We start from the raw sequence: 15,881 nt of genomic DNA, 5'->3' as shown, positions 1-15,881 counted from the left end.
GTTCAACCCCCGCCCGGTTGCGAAGACCGCAGGCCTGACCCGCGGCGACAGGCGGTCTGGTCGGCCCGGCACAAGCTGCTAGCCTGCGGCCGCAAACCGTCAAACCGTCACCAACGGAGAGATGCATGGAACACCGTCTGCTCGGCGGGTCCGGCCTCAAGGTCCCCGTGCTCAGCTTCGGCACCGCCACCTTCGGCGGCACCAACGAGTTCTTCCAGCGCTGGGGCAGCACCGATGTCGCCCAGGCCAGCCGCATGGTCGATCTGTGCCTGGAGGCCGGCGTCAACTTCTTCGACACCGCCGACGTCTACAGCCAGGGCGCGTCGGAGGAGATCCTGGGCCAGGCGCTGAAGGGCCGCCGCGACCAGGTGCTGATCTCGACCAAGGCCACCTTCGGGATGGGGTCGGGGCCGAACGACAAGGGGTCGTCGCGCTACCACCTGATCCGGGCCTGCGAGGCCAGCCTGAAGCGGCTCGGCACCGACCACATCGACCTCTATTTCATGCACGGCTTCGACGCGCTGACGCCGGTCGAGGAAACGCTGCGCGCGCTCGACGACCTGATCCGCAGCGGCAAGATCGGCTATATCGGCGCCTCCAACTTCTCGGGCTGGCAGCTGATGAAGGCGCTGGCGACCTCCGAGAAATACGGGCTAGCCCGTTATGTCGCCTATCAGGGCTACTATTCGCTGGTCGGCCGCGACTACGAGTGGGAGCTGATGCCGCTCGGCCTCGACCAGAAGGTCGGGCTGATGGTGTGGAGCCCGCTCGGCTGGGGCCGCCTGACCGGCAAGATCCGGCGCGGCCAGCCGGCCGGCCAGGGCCGCATCGCCGCCGGCGGCGCCGAAGGCGGGCCGGTGGTCGATGACGAGTATCTCTACGATGTCGTCGACGCGCTCGACCGGGTGGCGCAGGAGACCGGCAGGACCATCCCGCAGGTGGCGCTGAACTGGCTGCTGCAGCGGCCGACCGTCGCCAACATCGTGATCGGCGCCCGCAACGAGGAGCAGCTGAAGCAGAATCTCGGCGCCGTCGGCTGGAATCTCACGCCGGAGCAGGTGGCGCTCCTGGACGAGGCCAGCCACCGCATGCCGACCTATCCCTATTGGCACCAGACCGGCTTCGACGAGCGCAACCCGAAGCCGACCGCCTGGGTCAAGCGGGAGGCGTAAGGCCCCTCCCCGTCATTGCGAGGAGGCGAAGCCGACGAAGCAATCCATGGAGCCGCGCGAGCTGCCCCATTGATTGTTTCGCTGCGCTCGCCATGACGAGGTGGGGCATGGTCAAGCGGCCTCCGGCCTCGCCTCGGCGCAGCTCTCGGCCAGCTGCTCCGCCACCAGCCGGACGGCCGGGGCGGCGCCGGGCTGCAGCATGACGGCGAGCTCGCTGGGCGGGACCGGCGGGAAGCCCTCCTCCGGCCGCAGGATGCGCAGGTCGTCGCGCACCGAGCGCTCGACCAGGATGCCGATGCCGAAGCCGCAGGCGATCGCGGCCTGCACCGCCGACAGGTTCGAGCCGGTGAAGGCGATGCGCCAGCGCCGCCCGGCGCTTTCCAGCGCATGGATCGCCCGGGCCCGGTAGATGCAGCCCTGGGCATAGGCCACGAGCGGCACCGGATCGCCGTCGGGGACGCCGTGACGGCGGCTCGCCACCCAAACCAGCCGCTCGGGCCAGGCGGCGAAAGCGAGGCCGATTCCGGCGTCGCGCTTGATCACGGCGATGTCCAGCTCGCCCTGGGCGAAGGCGCGGCGCAGCTCCGGCCCCGCATCGCAGCGGACGTCGAGCCGCAGGGCCGGGCGCAGCCGGGCCAGACCGGACAGCGCTTCGGTCAGCCGCTCGGCGGCGAAATCCTCGCCCAAGCCCACCCGCACCACGGTCATCCCGTCCGGCCGGCGCAGCGCGTCCTCGGCCTCCTCGCTCAGCGCCAGCAGGCGGCGGGCATAGCCGAGCAGCCGCTCGCCCTCCTCCGTCGGCGCCACGCCACGCCCCTGCCGGTGCAGCAGCGGACAGCCGACCGCCTCCTCCAGCTTGCGGATCTGTTGGCTGACTGTGGACTGGGTGCGGTGCACCCGCTGGCCGGCGCGGGTGAAACCGCCGGCATCGACCACGGAGACGAAACTGCGCAGCAGGTCGAGGTCGAGCATGGGACCTCCCATCGGCTTTTCCACTGAACCGCATTTAACCATTGAATTTCCCAATGGTCACGCCGGCGTCTATGGTGCGGCCGATCCGAAGGAGACCGATCATGGACGCCGCCTCGATTCCGGCTTCCGACCGCAGCGCGCTGGTGCGCTGGGGCTTCCCCGCCCTGTTCGTGGTGCTGTGGGCCTCGGCCTTCACCGCCGGCAAGGTGGCGGTGACCTACGCCCCGCCCTTCCTGCTGCTGTCGACGCGCTTCCTGCTGGCCGGTGTGGTGCTGGCGGCGCTCGCTCGGCTGTCGGGCCGCAGATGGAGCTTCGGCCGCGGGGAGGTGCTGCGCTTCGCCCTGCTCGGCATCGTCACCATGGCGGTCTATCTGGCCCTGTCCTATTTCGGGATGCAGAGCGTCACCTCCGGCTTCGCCGCGCTGATCATCAGCATGAATCCGGTGCTGACCGCGGTGCTGGCCGCGCCGCTGCTGCGCGAGCGGCTGACGGGGGCGAAGCTGGCCGGGCTCGCGCTCGGCGTCGCGGGCGTCGCCGTGGTGCTGCAGAGCCGGCTCGGCGGCGGCATCGAGGGTCCAGTCGGCATTGCCTTCACCTTCGGCGCACTGATCGCGCTGTCCGCCAGCACCATCCTGTACAAACGGATCGCGCCGTCGGGCGACCTCTGGTACGGCACCGCGATCCAGACCCTGGCCGCCGGCGTCGCGCTGCTGCCGCTGGGCCTGGCGCTGGAGCCGGTCTCGGCGATCCGCTGGACGCCGGAGCTGCTGGCCGGCTTCCTCTGGCTCGCCCTCGCCGTCTCGCTGTGCAGCTATCTGCTGTGGTTCGACATGCTCGACCGGCTCGGCGCCTCGGCCGCCAGCGCGCTGCACTTCCTGGTGCCGCCGATCGGCCTGCTGCTCGGCTGGGCGGTGCTGGGCGAGCATGTGCCGCCGCTCGACCTGCTCGGCGTGGTGCCGATCGCGCTCGGCATCCGGCTGGTCACACGCCCCGCCGGCCGCTAGCCGCCGCCGGAGGCCATGACCCGCGCGATCGCCGCATCCAGCAGCTCGACGCCCAGATCGATCTCGGCGTCGCTCACCGTCAGCGGCGGGGCGATGCGCATGGTGCCGCCGGAGGAGCCGGCGCGGACGATGTTGGCGGACAGGCCGAGCTCCAGCGCCGTGTCGGTCACGGCGTCGGAAATCCAGGCCGCATCGCGGCCGACGGCGTCCGCGAATTCCAGCCCCAGCAGCAGTCCGCGGCCGCGGACGTCGCCGATGCAGGGATGACGCCGCTGCAGCCCGCGCAGCCCCTCCATCAGCCGCGCTCCGCTCGCGGCGGCCCTCGCCGCCAGCCGGTCGCGGACCACGATCTCCAGCACCTTGAGCCCGACCGCGGCGGGCAGCGGGTCGTTGACATGGGTGGTGTAGAACAGGAAGTCGCGCGCCTCGGCCTCGGCGGTGATCGCCTCGGTGGTCATCACCGCAGCCAGCGGCAGCCCGGCCCCGAGCGTCTTCGACAGGGTCAGGATGTCCGGCACCACGCCGTCGCGCTCGAAGGCGAACATCAGGCCGGTGCGGCCGATCCCGGTCTGCGCTTCGTCCAGGATCAGCAGCATCCCGCGCATCCGGCAATGCGCCTGCAGCGCCGCCAGATAGCCCGGCGGCAGGTCCAGCACGCCGCCGCTGCTGAGGATCGGCTCGGCGATGAAGGCGGCCAGGTTGCCCGTGCACTGCCGGTCCAGCAGGGCGAAGGAATCGTCCAGCTCCTGCCGCCAGTCCACGCCGGCGAAGCGCGGGCGATAGGCGTTCGGCGCCGGGATGCCGAACTGCCCGGGCATCAGCGGGCCGATGCCGCGCCGCCCCGCCTTGTAGGTGGCCGCCGCGGCGGCGCCGGTCATGCCGTGCCAGGACTGGGTGAAGCCGACGATCTCCCATTTGCTGGTGACCAGCTTGGCCAGCCGGATCGCCGCCTCGTTCGACTCGCCGCCGGTCGACAGCAGCATCACCTTGGGCAGGCCGGGCACCAGCCCGGCCAGGGCCTCGGCCAGATCGACCACGGGCGCCGACAACATCGACGAGAACAGGTGGTCGAGCCGCCCGACCGCGTCGCGCACTGTGGCCACGACCTCGGGGTGGGAATGGCCGAGGATGGCGCTCATCTGGCCGGAGGTGAAGTCCAGCACCCGGCGGCCGGCCGCGTCATAGAGGAAGGCGCCCTCGGCCCGCACCGGGATAAAGGGAACGAAGTCGCCGCCGTAGCGCAGCAGGTGCCGCCGGGCACGGGTCCAGAAGGCGGCGTCGAGTTCGGCCGGGATGGCATCCATGGCAGGCTTCCCTCCAGGAGAGGCGTGGGCGGGCGTGGCGCCCATCCCGGGTATCCTCCGCCTCACCCGCCCCGGCCGCAAACGCAGAGAATTCGCTGGACTCATGAGAGGAATTCACCATTCATCGGGCGATGAAGCGGTCGAACCTGCCCCTGCGCGCGCTCGCGGCTTTCGAGGCCGCCGCTCGCCTGGAGAGCTTCCGGGCGGCGGCGGAGGAGCTGGCGCTGACCCCGTCGGCGGTGAGCCATCAGGTCCGGAGCCTGGAGGCGCGGCTCGGCCTGCGGCTGTTCAATCGGGTCGGTCGTGGCGTCGTGCTGTCGTCCGACGGCGCCGAGCTGTTCGGCCGGATCCGCGACAGCTTCGATGCCCTGGCCGAGGCGGTCGAGACCGCTGCGCGGCGCGGCCGCCGCGCCCGCCGGGCGGAGGTGGTGCTGCTGCGCACCCCGCCGTCGCTGGCCGGCCGCTGGCTGCTGCCCCGCCTGCCCGCCTTTCTGGCCGAGCACCCGGAGATCGACATCCGGATCCATGCCGACCTTCGGCTCGCGACCGAGAGCGGCAGCCGCTCGGAAGCCGACGGCGTGGATCTGGTGATCGGGTACGGCGATCACGCTCCAGCGACGGCCATATCGCTGCTGGCCGAGACGGTCCAGCCGCTCTGCGCCCCGGCTCTGGCCGCCCATGGTGATCTGCACTCGCCGCGCGACCTGCTGGCCCGGCCGCTCATCGTCACCCGAGACAATCACCTGTCCTGGGAGGGCTGGTTCCGGCGCCAGGGCATCGCGCTCGACGACGGCTTCGCCCGGGTCCAGCTCGACCCGTCGCATGTCGCGATCGAGGCGGCGGTGAAGGGCCTCGGCGTGGTGCTGGAGAGTGACGTGCTGGCCGAGGACGAGTTGCGCAGCGGCCGGCTGGTCGCCCCATTCCCCGGGCTGGGGGTGTCGTGGAACGCCTATTGGCTGACCGTCGCCCGCGGCACCGCCGGCCGGGAGAGCGTGGAGACGGTGCGCGCTTGGCTGATGGAGAGCGCGGCGCACACGGCGGGGGGTTAGAGGAGGCGTCAGCTACTCGCGTAACCTCTCCCGCCTGGCGGGAGCGGTCGGGCGTTCGCAGGACGACCGGTGAGGGCTGGTCCCGGCCTCGACACACTCCCCTCACCCGGAGCCGCTTCGCGTCTCCGACCTCTCCCGCAAGCGGGAGAGGCAACACATTGGCACTAGCGGTACGATCTGCCCTACGCCACCCGCGGCAGCGGCTGCGGCTTGGCGGGCGGCCGCAGCGCCTGCGGGATCCAGTCGCCATGGGTGGCCAGCAGGTCGTCGACCAGCTTCCAGATCTGGTCGAGGTCCAGCTCCGCCGCCGTGTGCGGGTCCAGCATGGCGGCGTGGTAGATATGGTCGCGGTTGCCGGTCAGCAGCGCCTCGACCGTCAGCGACTGGACGTTGATGTTGGTCTGCATCAGCGCCGCGAGATGCGGCGGCAGCCGGCCGATGCCGATCGGCTGCACCCCGTTGCGGTCGACCAGGCACGGCACCTCGACCGTGCAGTCGGCCGGCAGGTTGTCGATCAGCCCGCGGTTCTGGACGTTGCCATAGATCACCGCCGGCGTGCCGGTCTCCTTCGCGTGGATGATGGTCGAGCCGTATTCGACGCTGCGCTTGATCTCCAGCGGCACGGTCGGGTCCTGCAGCTGGGCTCGCAGGGCGTCCCAGCGGCTGATCTGGTTCTCGCAGCGGGTGATGTATTCGTCGAGCGGGATGTTGAAACGGTCGACGATCTCCTCCCGCCCGCGCTTGATGTACCAGGGCACGTATTCGCTGAAATGCTCGCTGGATTCGGTGACGAAGTAGCCGAGCCGCAGGAACATGTCATAGCGGACGCGGTTCCACTCCGGCACCCGCCCCTCCTCCACCACCTTGCGGATCAGGGGCGTCAGGTCCTGCCCGTCGCGCTCGAACTTCAGGTAGAAGGCCATATGGTTGATGCCGCCGCAGAGATAGCTGATCTCCTCGACCGGCACGCCAATGTCCTCGGCGATCTCGGCCGCGGTGCCCTGCACGCTGTGGCACAGGCCGACGGTCTTGATCCGGGTCGCCCGGTTCAGCGCCCAGCAGTTCATCGCCATCGGGTTGGCGTATTGCAGATGGGTCACGTCCGGGCACAGCCGTTCCATGTCGCGGGCATAGTCGAGCAGCACCGGCACGGTGCGCAGCGCCCGCATGATGCCGCCGATGCCGAGCGTGTCGGCGATGGTCTGGCGCAGCCCGTAGGTCTTCGGCACCTCGAAATCGGTCACGGTGCAGGGCTTGTAGCCGCCGACCTGGATCATGGTGATGGCATAGTCGGCCCCGTCCAGCGCCCGGCTGCGGTCCAGCGTCGCCTCGATCGTGGCCGGCGCCTTCAGCGTCTCGGCGATGCGCCGGGCCACGATCTCGGAGGTCGAAAGCCGTTCCGGGTCGATGTCGAACAGGGTGATGCGGGCATCCGCCAGCTCCGGATAGGACAGGATGTCGCCGATCAGGTTCTTGGCGAAGACCGTGCTGCCGGCGCCGATGAAGGTGATCTTGGGAGAGCTCATGGTCGGGTTCCGGTTGGCGGATGGTTGAAGAGGCGCGCTATTCGAACAGCGCGTTGACCTGGTCGTTCGCTTCCTTCAGCAGCGGCGCGACCGGCACGTCCTCGAGGAAGATCCGGTCGAAGGCTACGTTCATGGTCGACACGACCTGCGGCGAATAATCGGTGATCGGGTAGAGGAAGGTCTGGTCCGGCGTCGCCTCGCTAGTGAAGGCGGTGACGTCCTGGCCGCGGGCGGCGAAGGCGTCCTGCGCCATCTTCGCCGCCTCCGGGATCGCCGGGAACACGACGCCGGCCTTGCCGATGATGCCCTGGCACTCCATCGATCCCAGGAACTTGACCCATTCCCAGGCTTCGTCCGGATGCTGAGTGCCGGTCCAGATCGAATCCCCCAGGCCGTTGAACATGCTCTTGCGGCCCTGCGGCCCCTTCGGCAACGACACGAAGCCATAGGGGAAGGACACGTTCTGGGCGTACCAGGTCGCGTTCCACGAGCCGTCGGGGACGATCGCGCCCTTGCGGGCGCCGAGCAGCGCGGTGCCGCCGAGGCCGCCGACATCCTTCTGCGGCAGGGCGTAGCCCTTCTTCAGCCACAGGTCGCGCAGCCAGGTCAGGGTCTCGGCCAGGATCGGATCGTCGTAATAATATTTGGTGCTCCAGGGCCCGTCGGTGAACTTGAAGCCGGCGGAGACGGCCAGCCAGCTCCACTGCGTCTGGCCATAGGCGTCGGGCCCGATCTTGGGGGCGATCAGCCCGTACTGCACCACGCGCTTCGGGTCGAAGCCGGGCTCGTCGCCGCGCTTGCCGTTGGCGTCAAGCGACAGCCGGGCCAGGATCTTCTCGAAGGTGCCGCCGTCCTTCGGGTTCCAGGTGGCGTTTCGCAGTTCCTCGACCGTCACCCCGGCCTTGTCCAGCATCTCCTTGTTGTAGACCAGGGCCACCGTGTCCCAATCCTTGGGCATGCCGTAGAGCTTGCCCTCCCGGGTCCAGAGGTCGACCAGCCCGGGGCTGTAGATGCCGGTGTCGACCTTGTCGCGCTGGACCAGCGGCGTCAGGTCCATGATCTGCTCGTTGGCGACGAATTCGGGGTAGGAGCGCAGATGGTCGGCGAAGACGTCCGGCGCTTCGCCCGAAACGAAGCCGGTCGACAGCGTGGTCCAGTACTCGGTCCAGGCGTATTGCGTCACCTTGACGGTGATGTCGGGATGCTTGGCGTGGAAGGCGTCGGCGCATTGCTGATAGTGCGGCGCCTGCAGCGCGTCCCACAGCCAGTAGTTCAGCTGAGTCTCGGCCCGGGCGGCGCCGGTTGCGGCCAAGGCCGCTATGGAGAGCAACAGGGTCCTCGACAGGCTCACGCGCATCTCAAGCCTCCTCCGATCTCGTTGTTGATGCCGCGGGTCATTTCAGCCCGCTGAACTGCAGGGATTCGACGACGCGCCGGCCGAACAGCACCAGGAGCACGACCACCGGCACGATCGACAGCACGGTGGCGGCCGTCAGCCCGGTCCAGTCCGGATTGCCGCTCTGCTGCTGCGACTTGAAGGCGGACAGCGCCACTGAGATGACCCGGACCTCGGCATCGCGCCCGACCAGGAACGGCCAGAAGAAATCGTTCCAGGCGTTGATCGACAAGAGGATCGCCAGCGTGGCGATGGCGCTGCGGTGCACCGGCAGCACCACGCTCCAGAAGGTCCGGAACGGCGTGGCGCCGTCGATCCGCGCCGCCTCCTCCAGCTCGCGCGGGGTCGACAGGAAGAACTGGCGCAGGAAGAACACGGCGAAGGGCGACATCAGCAGGGTCGGCGCCACCATGCCCTGGAAGGTGTTCAGCCAGCCCAGCTCCCGGATCAGCACGAAGTTCGGGATGAACAGCACGATCGCCGGGATCATGGTGGCGGCGATGAACAGGTAGAAGATCACCGACGACCCGACGAAGCGGATGCGGGCAAAGGCGTAGGCGGCCAGCGCCGAGAAGAAGATCTGCCCGCCCACCGTCAACAGCGTGAAGATCAGGCTGTTGCGCAACGCCAGCGCGAAGTTGATCGGCGTCGACGGGGTCGCCGGATTGATCGGCGCCAGCCCCAGCACGCGGCGGAAATTGTCGAGGGTGACGTCCGTCGGCACCAGCAGCGTCGCCTGGTCGAACAGGGTCGCGCTCGGCACCAGCGCCGTCTTCAGCGTGATCCAGAGCGGGAACAGCGAGCAGACGATGAAGGCGGCCAGCACCGCCCAGGCGACCATGCGGCCGAAGGACAGACGCCGGGCGGAGGGCAGCGGCAGGGCGAAGGTCGCGGTCATGGCGGCGCCCTTCTTCACTCGAGATCCGAGCTGCCGGCGCGCAGCGCCCGCATCTGCAGGATGGTGACCAGGATCAGAACCGCGAACAGCGCCACCGACATCGCCGAGGCGTAGCCCATCTTCGAGAAGCGGAAGGCGCTTTCGTAGACGTACCAGATGATCGCGCTGGTGGAGTTCGCCGGCCCGCCCTGGGTGGTGACGGCGATAGTGTCGAACACCTGGAACGACCCGATCACGCTGGTCACCAGCACGAAGACCAGGACCGGGCGCAGCAGCGGCAGGGTGATGCGGCGGAACACCGTCCACTCCCCCGCCCCCTCTAGCCGCGCCGCCTCGTACAGCGGCCGCGGGATCGCCTGCAGCCCGGCGTAGAACAGCAGCGCCGTCAGGCCGACATGGCGCCAGATGTTGATCCCCGCGATCGACATGATCGCGAGATCCGGCGCCGCCAGGAAGGACTGGCGCGGCACCCCGATCAGCCCGAGGAAGGCGTTGGTCATGCCCAGCAGCGGGTCCAGCAGCCACAGCCAGATCAGCGCGGCGATGACATTGGACAGGAGATAGGGCGCGATCACCGCCGCCCGCACCGCCACCGACCGGCTGAGCCGGTCCATCAGCACGGCGAGGCCGAGGCCCAGCACGGTCTGCAGCGGGATATTGTAGAGGACATAGGCGATGGTGATGCGCACCGACTGCCAGAAGCGCGGATCCTCGGCCAGCCGGACATAGTTGTCGAAGCCGACGAATTTCGGCGCCCGCATCAGGTTCCAGTCGGTCAGGCTGATCTCGACCGCCCGCAGCGTCGGGTAGAGATAGAAGATGCCGAAGCCGATCAGCGCCGGCAGGATGAACAGCCAGCCGGTGACGTTGCGCTGCAGCGCCGCCCGCAGCTTCGGGCGGGACCGCAGCCAGCCGGCGGCGGCCGGCCTGCTCCATTCCGCTGCCACCATCCTCGACACTCCTCCCCGGATCGGACCCTGGCGGCTATGACCGCCGGTTCTCTGTCGACGAATGACACGTGTCACTATCGTTACTAACACGTGTTAGCTATAGTCAAACGGGATCGGACCGGCTTGTCAAGCACCGACCGGCATGGCACAGGGAACAAGGCGCTTCCGATGGCCGGACGCCTGGGAAGCGGATGAAATGGAACGACGCAAGATCACCAGCCACGATGTCGCCCGCCGGGCCGGAGTGTCGCGCGCCACCGTGTCGATGGTGCTGAACCGGTCGGAGGCGGTGGCGATCAGCGCCGAGACCCGGCAGCGCGTGCTGGAGGCGGCGGCGGCACTGGGCTACCGGCCGAATTCGGCGGCGCGCATGCTGGTGCGCGGCGACACCGAGACCATCGGCCTGGTGGTCACCGACCCGCAGGTGCTGACCGTCGACGGCTTCGTGCCGCAGTTGCTCTACGGCATCAGCCAGACCACGAGCGAGAGCGGCTACCGCATCCTGCTGGAGGGGGTGGAGCCCGGCGCCGGCCCGCACGCCTATGCCGAGCTGGTGGAGGGCCGCCGGATCGACGGGCTGATCGTGCTGAACCCGCCGACCGAGGCGCCGCAGATCCACGCGCTGATCGACCAGGGCTTCCCGCTGGTGCTGCTGGGCTCGGTCCGCCACCCGCGGGAGCATGCGGTCAATTTCTCCACCCGCCGCGCCATCCGCCGCGCGGTCGACCATCTGGTCGGGCTCGGCCACCGGACCATCGCCCATATCGGCTTTTCGCCGCCGGGCTTCGTCGCCACCGACGCGCGGCTGAACGCCTATCGCGAATCCCTGCGCGCCCACGGCATCGAGCCGGACGACCGGCTGGTCGCCTATGGCGCCTTCAGCGCCGAGAGCGGCCACCGGGCGATGCGCGAGCTGCTGGACCGCGGCGGCGCGCGGCCGACCGCCCTCCTCGCCGGCAACGACACGATCGCGCTGGGCGCCATGGCGGCATTGGCCGATGCCGGGCTGTCGGTGCCGGACGACATCGCCGTGGTCGGCTTCGACGACCTGCCCTTCGCCGCCCAGCTGCGCCCGGCCCTGACCACGGTGCGCAACCCGGGCGTCGAACAGGGCCGCCAGGCGGCGCAGTTGCTGATCCGCCTCTTGAAGGGCGAGACGGTGGAGCAGCGCCGCATCGCGCTGCCGACCGAACTGGTGGTCCGCGACTCCTGCGGCGCCCGGCGCACGGTCAGAGGATGAAGTCCTCTGCCGTCAGCGCCGTCAGATCCAGGACCTTGACCCCGAGATCGGGGACGCGGTCGCCGTCGGCATCGGCCGAGACCAGCAGGTCGGACCCCTGCACCTCATAGCGTAGCTCCCCGGCCGCGCCGCTGAAGGCTGCGGTGCCGGTAAAGGTGAAGGCCTGGTTGCCTGCCGTCGTGAGATCGGCGTCGATGCGCGAGACATCGATCGTATCGTCGGTGCTGAAGTCGAGGATAGTGTCCTCCTGGCCCGGCAGGCTCTCGACCAGCCGGTCGATCCGGAGGATGTCGGCGCCCCTGTCGCTCTGCAGGCCGTCGGCGCCGCGTCCGCCGACCAGGATGTCGTCGCCCCAGCCGCCTTCCAGGTGATCCGTGCCGCCGCGGCCGGAGAGGAGATCGTCGCCGAGGAAGCCGCGAAAGGCATTTCCCCGGTCGGATCCGACCAGGATGTCGTGTTCCCCGGTGCCGTCGACCCAATCGAAATTGAGCAGTGACAGCTCGTGAAACACGCCCGGCTCGCCGTCGCGCCCGATCAGCGCCGTTCCATTCCCGAGATGCACGAAAGCACCACGGCCGTGAACCCAGAATGAATCCCGACCAGCGCCACCATCCAGGACGATGGCGTCGCCGATTTCGGCGGTATCGTTCAAGAAGACGATGTCGTTGCCGGCACCTCCATAGAATTGCGTGTCCTCGATCGGCGAGTCTTCGTACCAGCTTAGATAGTCCACCCCAGATCCGCCGTAGACGGTGTCTCCTCCGTCGCGGAGCGAGATGCTGCAGCGCCCGGTGTGCCCGGGGTCCACCTCGATCAGATCCGATCCCGTCAGAGCATAGACGGAATCGAAATCGTCATTGGCCGGTACGATGATGTGATCATCGCCGACGGTTCCTTGGTAGTTGGCCATGTCGCACCTCCAGGAATAAAGAGATCGGCCGGACGCGCCGGCGGCTGTGGCCGATCAGAGGATGAAGTCCGCCGCCGTCAGCTCCGTCAGGTCCCGGACCTTGACGGCGAGGTCGGCGACGAGGTCGCCGTCGGCATCCGCTGAGACCAGGAGATCTGCGCCCACGGCCTCATAGCGCAGCTCGCCGGCCGCACCGCTGAAGCCTGTCGTCCCGATGAAGGTGAAGGCCTGGTTGCCCGCCGTCGTCAGATCGGCGTCGATGCGCGACAGGTCCATCGTGTCGCGGAAGGTGAAATCGAGGATGGTGTCTTCCTGCCCCGGCTGGCTCTCGACCAGCCGGTCGATCCGGATGATGTCGGCGCCCTCGTTGCTTTCGAGGCCGTCGGCGCCGCGGCCGCCGACGAGGATGTCGTCGCCAGAGCCGCCTTCCAGTCGGTCCGTACCGCCACGGCCCGAGAGAAGATCGTCCCCCGAGCTTCCCAGAAAGAAGTTCCCGCCATCGGTCCCGACGAAAATATCGTGCCCAAGGCTGCCGATGACGTCTTCGAAATTGAGTATCGGCATTTGATAAAATACGACCGGCTCGTCTTTGGGACCGAGAAGTGCGGTTCCGTTCTCAAGATGGACGAAGGCGCCTCGGCCGTCGGCATCGAACTTGTCCTTGCCTTCGCCGCCGTCCAGGAAGTTGCCCTCGCCTATTCCCGGCCCGGAGCCTGCAAAGAAGGCCCGATCGTCGCCGGCCCCTCCATGGAACTCCACGTTTTCTATCAACGAGTCATCCATCACCATCATGGATACCAGATCCGCGCCGGCCCCACCGTGGATCGTGTCTCCTCCATCATTGAGGTCAATGTTGACGTGCCCAGTATTCCCGCCGTCCACCTCGATCACATCCGACCCGGTGTAGGCGTAGACATAATTCCAATAATCATTGGCGGGCACGACGAGATGATCATCGCCATCGGTTCCATAGATCTCGAGAGAATCCCAACCGCCAGCGGCAAATTCTTGGATTCCTGTCATCTCATTCCTCCACGAATGGTGCCTGATGTGATCGTCGACGAGATCAGAGGATGAAGTCGTCCTCCACCAGCCCTTCCAGGCCCGGCAGCTTGACGGCGAAGTCGGCCACCTGGTCGCCATCGGCATCCGCCGACAGCAGGAGATCATTCCCCACGACCTCGTATCGCAGCTCGCCGGCCGTGCCGCTGAAGGCGGCGGTGCCGAGGAAGACGAAGGCCTGATTGCCCGCCGTCGTCAGATCGGCGTCGATGCACGACAGGTCGATCGTGTCGCGGATGCTGAATTCGACGACACGATGATGTGATCGTCGCCCGGAGTTCCATAGAACCGTGCCATTGCCGCCCCCAGTCATGAAGAATGGGACGGCAATATCTCACAGAGTGTCGGCACGGTCATTTCTTCGATTTTAAGGAACTTATGGAGAAATATTTGCCAATCAAGATAATACGATTGCCGAACCGTATAAGGGAGGGCGACGAGCCGTCGGCCCGCCGCCCTTCGCTTTACTCCGCCGGGGCGGGGGCCGCGGCCTCCTCCGGGGCCGGCAGCGGCTCGCCGGCCAGGGCGGCCTTGAGCCGGGTCTCGTCGAGCGCGCCTTCCCAGCGGGCGACGACGACGGCGGCGACGGCGTTGCCGATGAAGTTGGTCAGCGCCCGACATTCCGACATGAAGCGGTCGATGCCGAGGATCAGCGCCATGCCGGCGACCGGCACCGTCGGCACCACCGACAGCGTCGCCGCGAGCGTGATGAAGCCCGATCCGGTGACGCCGGCCGCGCCCTTGGAGCTGAGCATCGCCACCAGCAGCAGCAGGATCTCGTCGCCAAGCGACAGATGCGTGTCCGTCGCCTGGGCGATGAACAGCGCCGCCATGGTCATGTAGATGTTGGTGCCGTCGAGGTTAAAGGAGTAGCCGGTCGGGATCACCAGGCCGACCACGGGCTTGGCGCAGCCCGCCCGCTCCATCTTCTCCATCACCGCCGGCAGCGCTGCCTCGGAGGAGCTGGTGCCGAGCACCAGCAGCAGTTCGGCCTTGATGTAGCGGATCAGGGCCAGGATCGAGAAGCCGTTGTACCGGGCGACGGCGCCGAGCACGACCAGCACGAAGACCAGCGCGGTGACATAGAAGGTGCCGACCAGGAAGGCCAGGTTGGCGATCGAGCCGATGCCGAACTTGCCGATGGTGAAGGCCATGGCGCCGAAGGCGCCGATCGGCGCCACCTTCATCAGGATGGCGACGACCTTGAACACCGCGCCGGAGATCGACTTCAGCATGTTCAGCACCGGCGCGCCCTTCTCGCCGGTCATGGCGAGGCCGACGCCGAACAGCACCGAGACGAACAGCACCTGCAGGATGTCGCCGCCGGTGAAGGGGCTGAGCATCGTGGTCGGGATGATGTTGGTCAGGAATCCGACGATCGACTGTTCGTGCGCCTGGGTCGCGTATTTCTCCACCGCCTTGGCATCGAGCGTCGCCGGGTCGATGTGCAGGCCGGCGCCCGGCTGCACCAGGTTGGCGATCACCAGGCCGACCACCAGCGCCAGGGTGGAGAAGACCAGGAAGTAGATCATCGCCTTGGCGCCGACCCGCCCGACCTTCTCCAGGTCGTGCATGCCGGCGATGCCGGTGACCACGGTCAGGAAGATCACCGGCGCGATGATCATCTTCACCAGCTTGATGAAGCCGTCACCGAGCGGCTTCAGCGATGCGCCGAGGTCCGGGTAGAAATGGCCGAGCAGGACGCCGATCGCGACGGCGATCAGCACCTGGACGTAGAGATGGCGGTAGAAGGGGATGGGACGCGGGGCGGCGTCGGCAGTGGCCATGGCACACACTCCTCGGGGCGCGGACCGCGATGACCGCGGCGACGCCGGCATGGGGTTTCCTGCCGCCCCGGGGATGCCCCTTCTTGCGGACGGCGCCGAGAACGGTGCAATCGCCATGCCAGCCGGTGTGCCTATGAAGGGCTTCCGCTATGTCATTGATCGGAAACGGCCGTTTCCCGCCGGCCCATAGTCAGCCGGACGCCGCCCGGGCGGAATTCCGCACACCCGCCGGCTGAGGTGTGCGGAGATCCGCACAGCCCCGCCCTAATCCGGCTTGTCCAGCGAGGTCACATAGGCGGCGACATCAGCGATATCCTGGTCGGAAAGGGCCTTAACCGACACCGCCATCATGGCCGCATAGGTGCCCTGTCGCCTGCCATCGCGATAGGCCTTCAGCGCGTTGATCAGATACGCCTGGTTCTGGCCGCCGATCTTCGGGTACTGCGGCATCGTGGTGGCGCGGCCGTCGCCGCCGTGGCACGAGGCGCAGGCGGTGTAGATCTGCTGCCCCTTGGCAATGTCCTGCGCCGGAGCGGTCGCTGCGGCGGACAGCATCACGAGACCGGCGATCCAGGCTGGCTTCATCTTTTCTATCCTTGTGCTTTCGGAGA

Annotated in this window: 15 protein-coding genes; 4 read left to right on the top strand and 11 right to left on the bottom strand. The window is 68.1% G+C overall.

Annotation, left to right across the window (positions count from 1 at the left end):
• Nucleotides 1–125: 125 nt before the first annotated feature.
• Complete coding sequence (locus KXR53_RS02590; RefSeq protein WP_437373099.1) at nt 126–1,172, top strand: aldo/keto reductase; 1,047 nt, start codon at nt 126–128, stop codon at nt 1,170–1,172.
• Between the two features lie 111 nt (nt 1,173–1,283).
• Here KXR53_RS02590 and KXR53_RS02585 read toward each other — a convergent pair whose 3' ends face one another.
• Nucleotides 1,284–2,144 carry a LysR substrate-binding domain-containing protein gene (locus KXR53_RS02585; RefSeq protein ID WP_437373097.1) on the bottom strand — a complete coding sequence of 287 codons (861 nt, stop codon included), beginning with the start codon at nt 2,142–2,144 and terminating at the stop codon, nt 1,284–1,286.
• Nucleotides 2,145–2,245: 101 nt separating this feature from the next.
• Between KXR53_RS02585 and KXR53_RS02580 the strand changes: the two genes are divergently transcribed.
• Complete coding sequence (locus tag KXR53_RS02580; RefSeq protein WP_437373095.1) at nt 2,246–3,148, top strand: DMT family transporter; 903 nt, start codon at nt 2,246–2,248, stop codon at nt 3,146–3,148.
• On the opposite strand, the gene KXR53_RS02575 is transcribed toward KXR53_RS02580, so the two are convergent.
• Nucleotides 3,145–4,452 carry an aspartate aminotransferase family protein gene (locus KXR53_RS02575; protein ID WP_437373093.1) on the bottom strand — a complete coding sequence of 436 codons (1,308 nt, stop codon included), beginning with the start codon at nt 4,450–4,452 and terminating at the stop codon, nt 3,145–3,147. The two genes, KXR53_RS02580 and KXR53_RS02575, sit on opposite strands and share 4 nt — an antisense overlap.
• 131 nt (nt 4,453–4,583) lie before the next feature.
• Between KXR53_RS02575 and KXR53_RS02570 the strand changes: the two genes are divergently transcribed.
• Nucleotides 4,584–5,501, top strand: coding sequence for a LysR substrate-binding domain-containing protein (locus KXR53_RS02570; RefSeq protein ID WP_437373091.1), 918 nt, complete (start codon nt 4,584–4,586; stop codon nt 5,499–5,501).
• Between the two features lie 182 nt (nt 5,502–5,683).
• Here the strand turns inward: KXR53_RS02570 and KXR53_RS02565 are convergent, their stop codons facing one another.
• From KXR53_RS02565 to KXR53_RS02550, 4 genes are read right to left on the bottom strand one after another with little or no spacing between them, the layout of a single operon-like run.
• On the bottom strand, nt 5,684–7,027 hold the full coding sequence (locus KXR53_RS02565) for an alpha-glucosidase/alpha-galactosidase (RefSeq protein ID WP_437373090.1): 1,344 nt from the start codon (nt 7,025–7,027) through the stop codon (nt 5,684–5,686).
• 37 nt (nt 7,028–7,064) lie between these two features.
• Nucleotides 7,065–8,384 carry an ABC transporter substrate-binding protein gene (locus tag KXR53_RS02560; protein WP_437373088.1) on the bottom strand — a complete coding sequence of 440 codons (1,320 nt, stop codon included), beginning with the start codon at nt 8,382–8,384 and terminating at the stop codon, nt 7,065–7,067.
• 37 nt (nt 8,385–8,421) lie between these two features.
• The gene (locus KXR53_RS02555) at nt 8,422–9,321 is read right to left on the bottom strand and encodes a carbohydrate ABC transporter permease (protein ID WP_437373086.1); all 900 of its coding nucleotides are present in this window, start codon (nt 9,319–9,321) and stop codon (nt 8,422–8,424) included.
• Nucleotides 9,322–9,335: 14 nt separating this feature from the next.
• Nucleotides 9,336–10,271, bottom strand: a complete 936-nt coding sequence (locus tag KXR53_RS02550) for a carbohydrate ABC transporter permease (protein WP_437373084.1) — start codon at nt 10,269–10,271, stop codon at nt 9,336–9,338.
• 196 nt (nt 10,272–10,467) lie between these two features.
• Between KXR53_RS02550 and KXR53_RS02545 the strand changes: the two genes are divergently transcribed.
• Nucleotides 10,468–11,511 (top strand): LacI family DNA-binding transcriptional regulator, encoded by a 1,044-nt coding sequence (locus KXR53_RS02545; protein ID WP_437373082.1) that lies wholly within the window; start codon nt 10,468–10,470, stop codon nt 11,509–11,511.
• Here the strand turns inward: KXR53_RS02545 and KXR53_RS02540 are convergent.
• From KXR53_RS02540 to KXR53_RS02520, 5 genes are all read right to left on the bottom strand, one after another.
• Nucleotides 11,501–12,421, bottom strand: a complete 921-nt coding sequence (locus KXR53_RS02540) for a calcium-binding protein (RefSeq protein WP_437373080.1) — start codon at nt 12,419–12,421, stop codon at nt 11,501–11,503. The two genes, KXR53_RS02545 and KXR53_RS02540, sit on opposite strands and share 11 nt — an antisense overlap.
• 54 nt (nt 12,422–12,475) lie before the next feature.
• Nucleotides 12,476–13,444 carry a M10 family metallopeptidase C-terminal domain-containing protein gene (locus KXR53_RS02535; RefSeq protein WP_437373078.1) on the bottom strand — a complete coding sequence of 323 codons (969 nt, stop codon included), beginning with the start codon at nt 13,442–13,444 and terminating at the stop codon, nt 12,476–12,478.
• A gap of 43 nt (nt 13,445–13,487) precedes the next feature.
• Complete coding sequence (locus tag KXR53_RS02530) at nt 13,488–13,796, bottom strand: hypothetical protein (RefSeq protein ID WP_437373076.1); 309 nt, start codon at nt 13,794–13,796, stop codon at nt 13,488–13,490.
• 151 nt (nt 13,797–13,947) lie between these two features.
• Complete coding sequence (locus tag KXR53_RS02525) at nt 13,948–15,270, bottom strand: dicarboxylate/amino acid:cation symporter (RefSeq protein ID WP_437373074.1); 1,323 nt, start codon at nt 15,268–15,270, stop codon at nt 13,948–13,950.
• A gap of 264 nt (nt 15,271–15,534) precedes the next feature.
• The gene (locus tag KXR53_RS02520; RefSeq protein WP_437373072.1) at nt 15,535–15,855 is read right to left on the bottom strand and encodes a c-type cytochrome; all 321 of its coding nucleotides are present in this window, start codon (nt 15,853–15,855) and stop codon (nt 15,535–15,537) included.
• Nucleotides 15,856–15,881 lie beyond the last annotated feature (26 nt).

This window comes from Inquilinus limosus (assembly GCF_051487185.1).
In the GTDB taxonomy this organism is placed as follows: Bacteria; Pseudomonadota; Alphaproteobacteria; order DSM-16000; family Inquilinaceae; genus Inquilinus; species Inquilinus limosus_F.
Note: the sequence above shows the minus strand (reverse complement) of the source record. Positions and strands in the feature narration are given on the sequence as shown.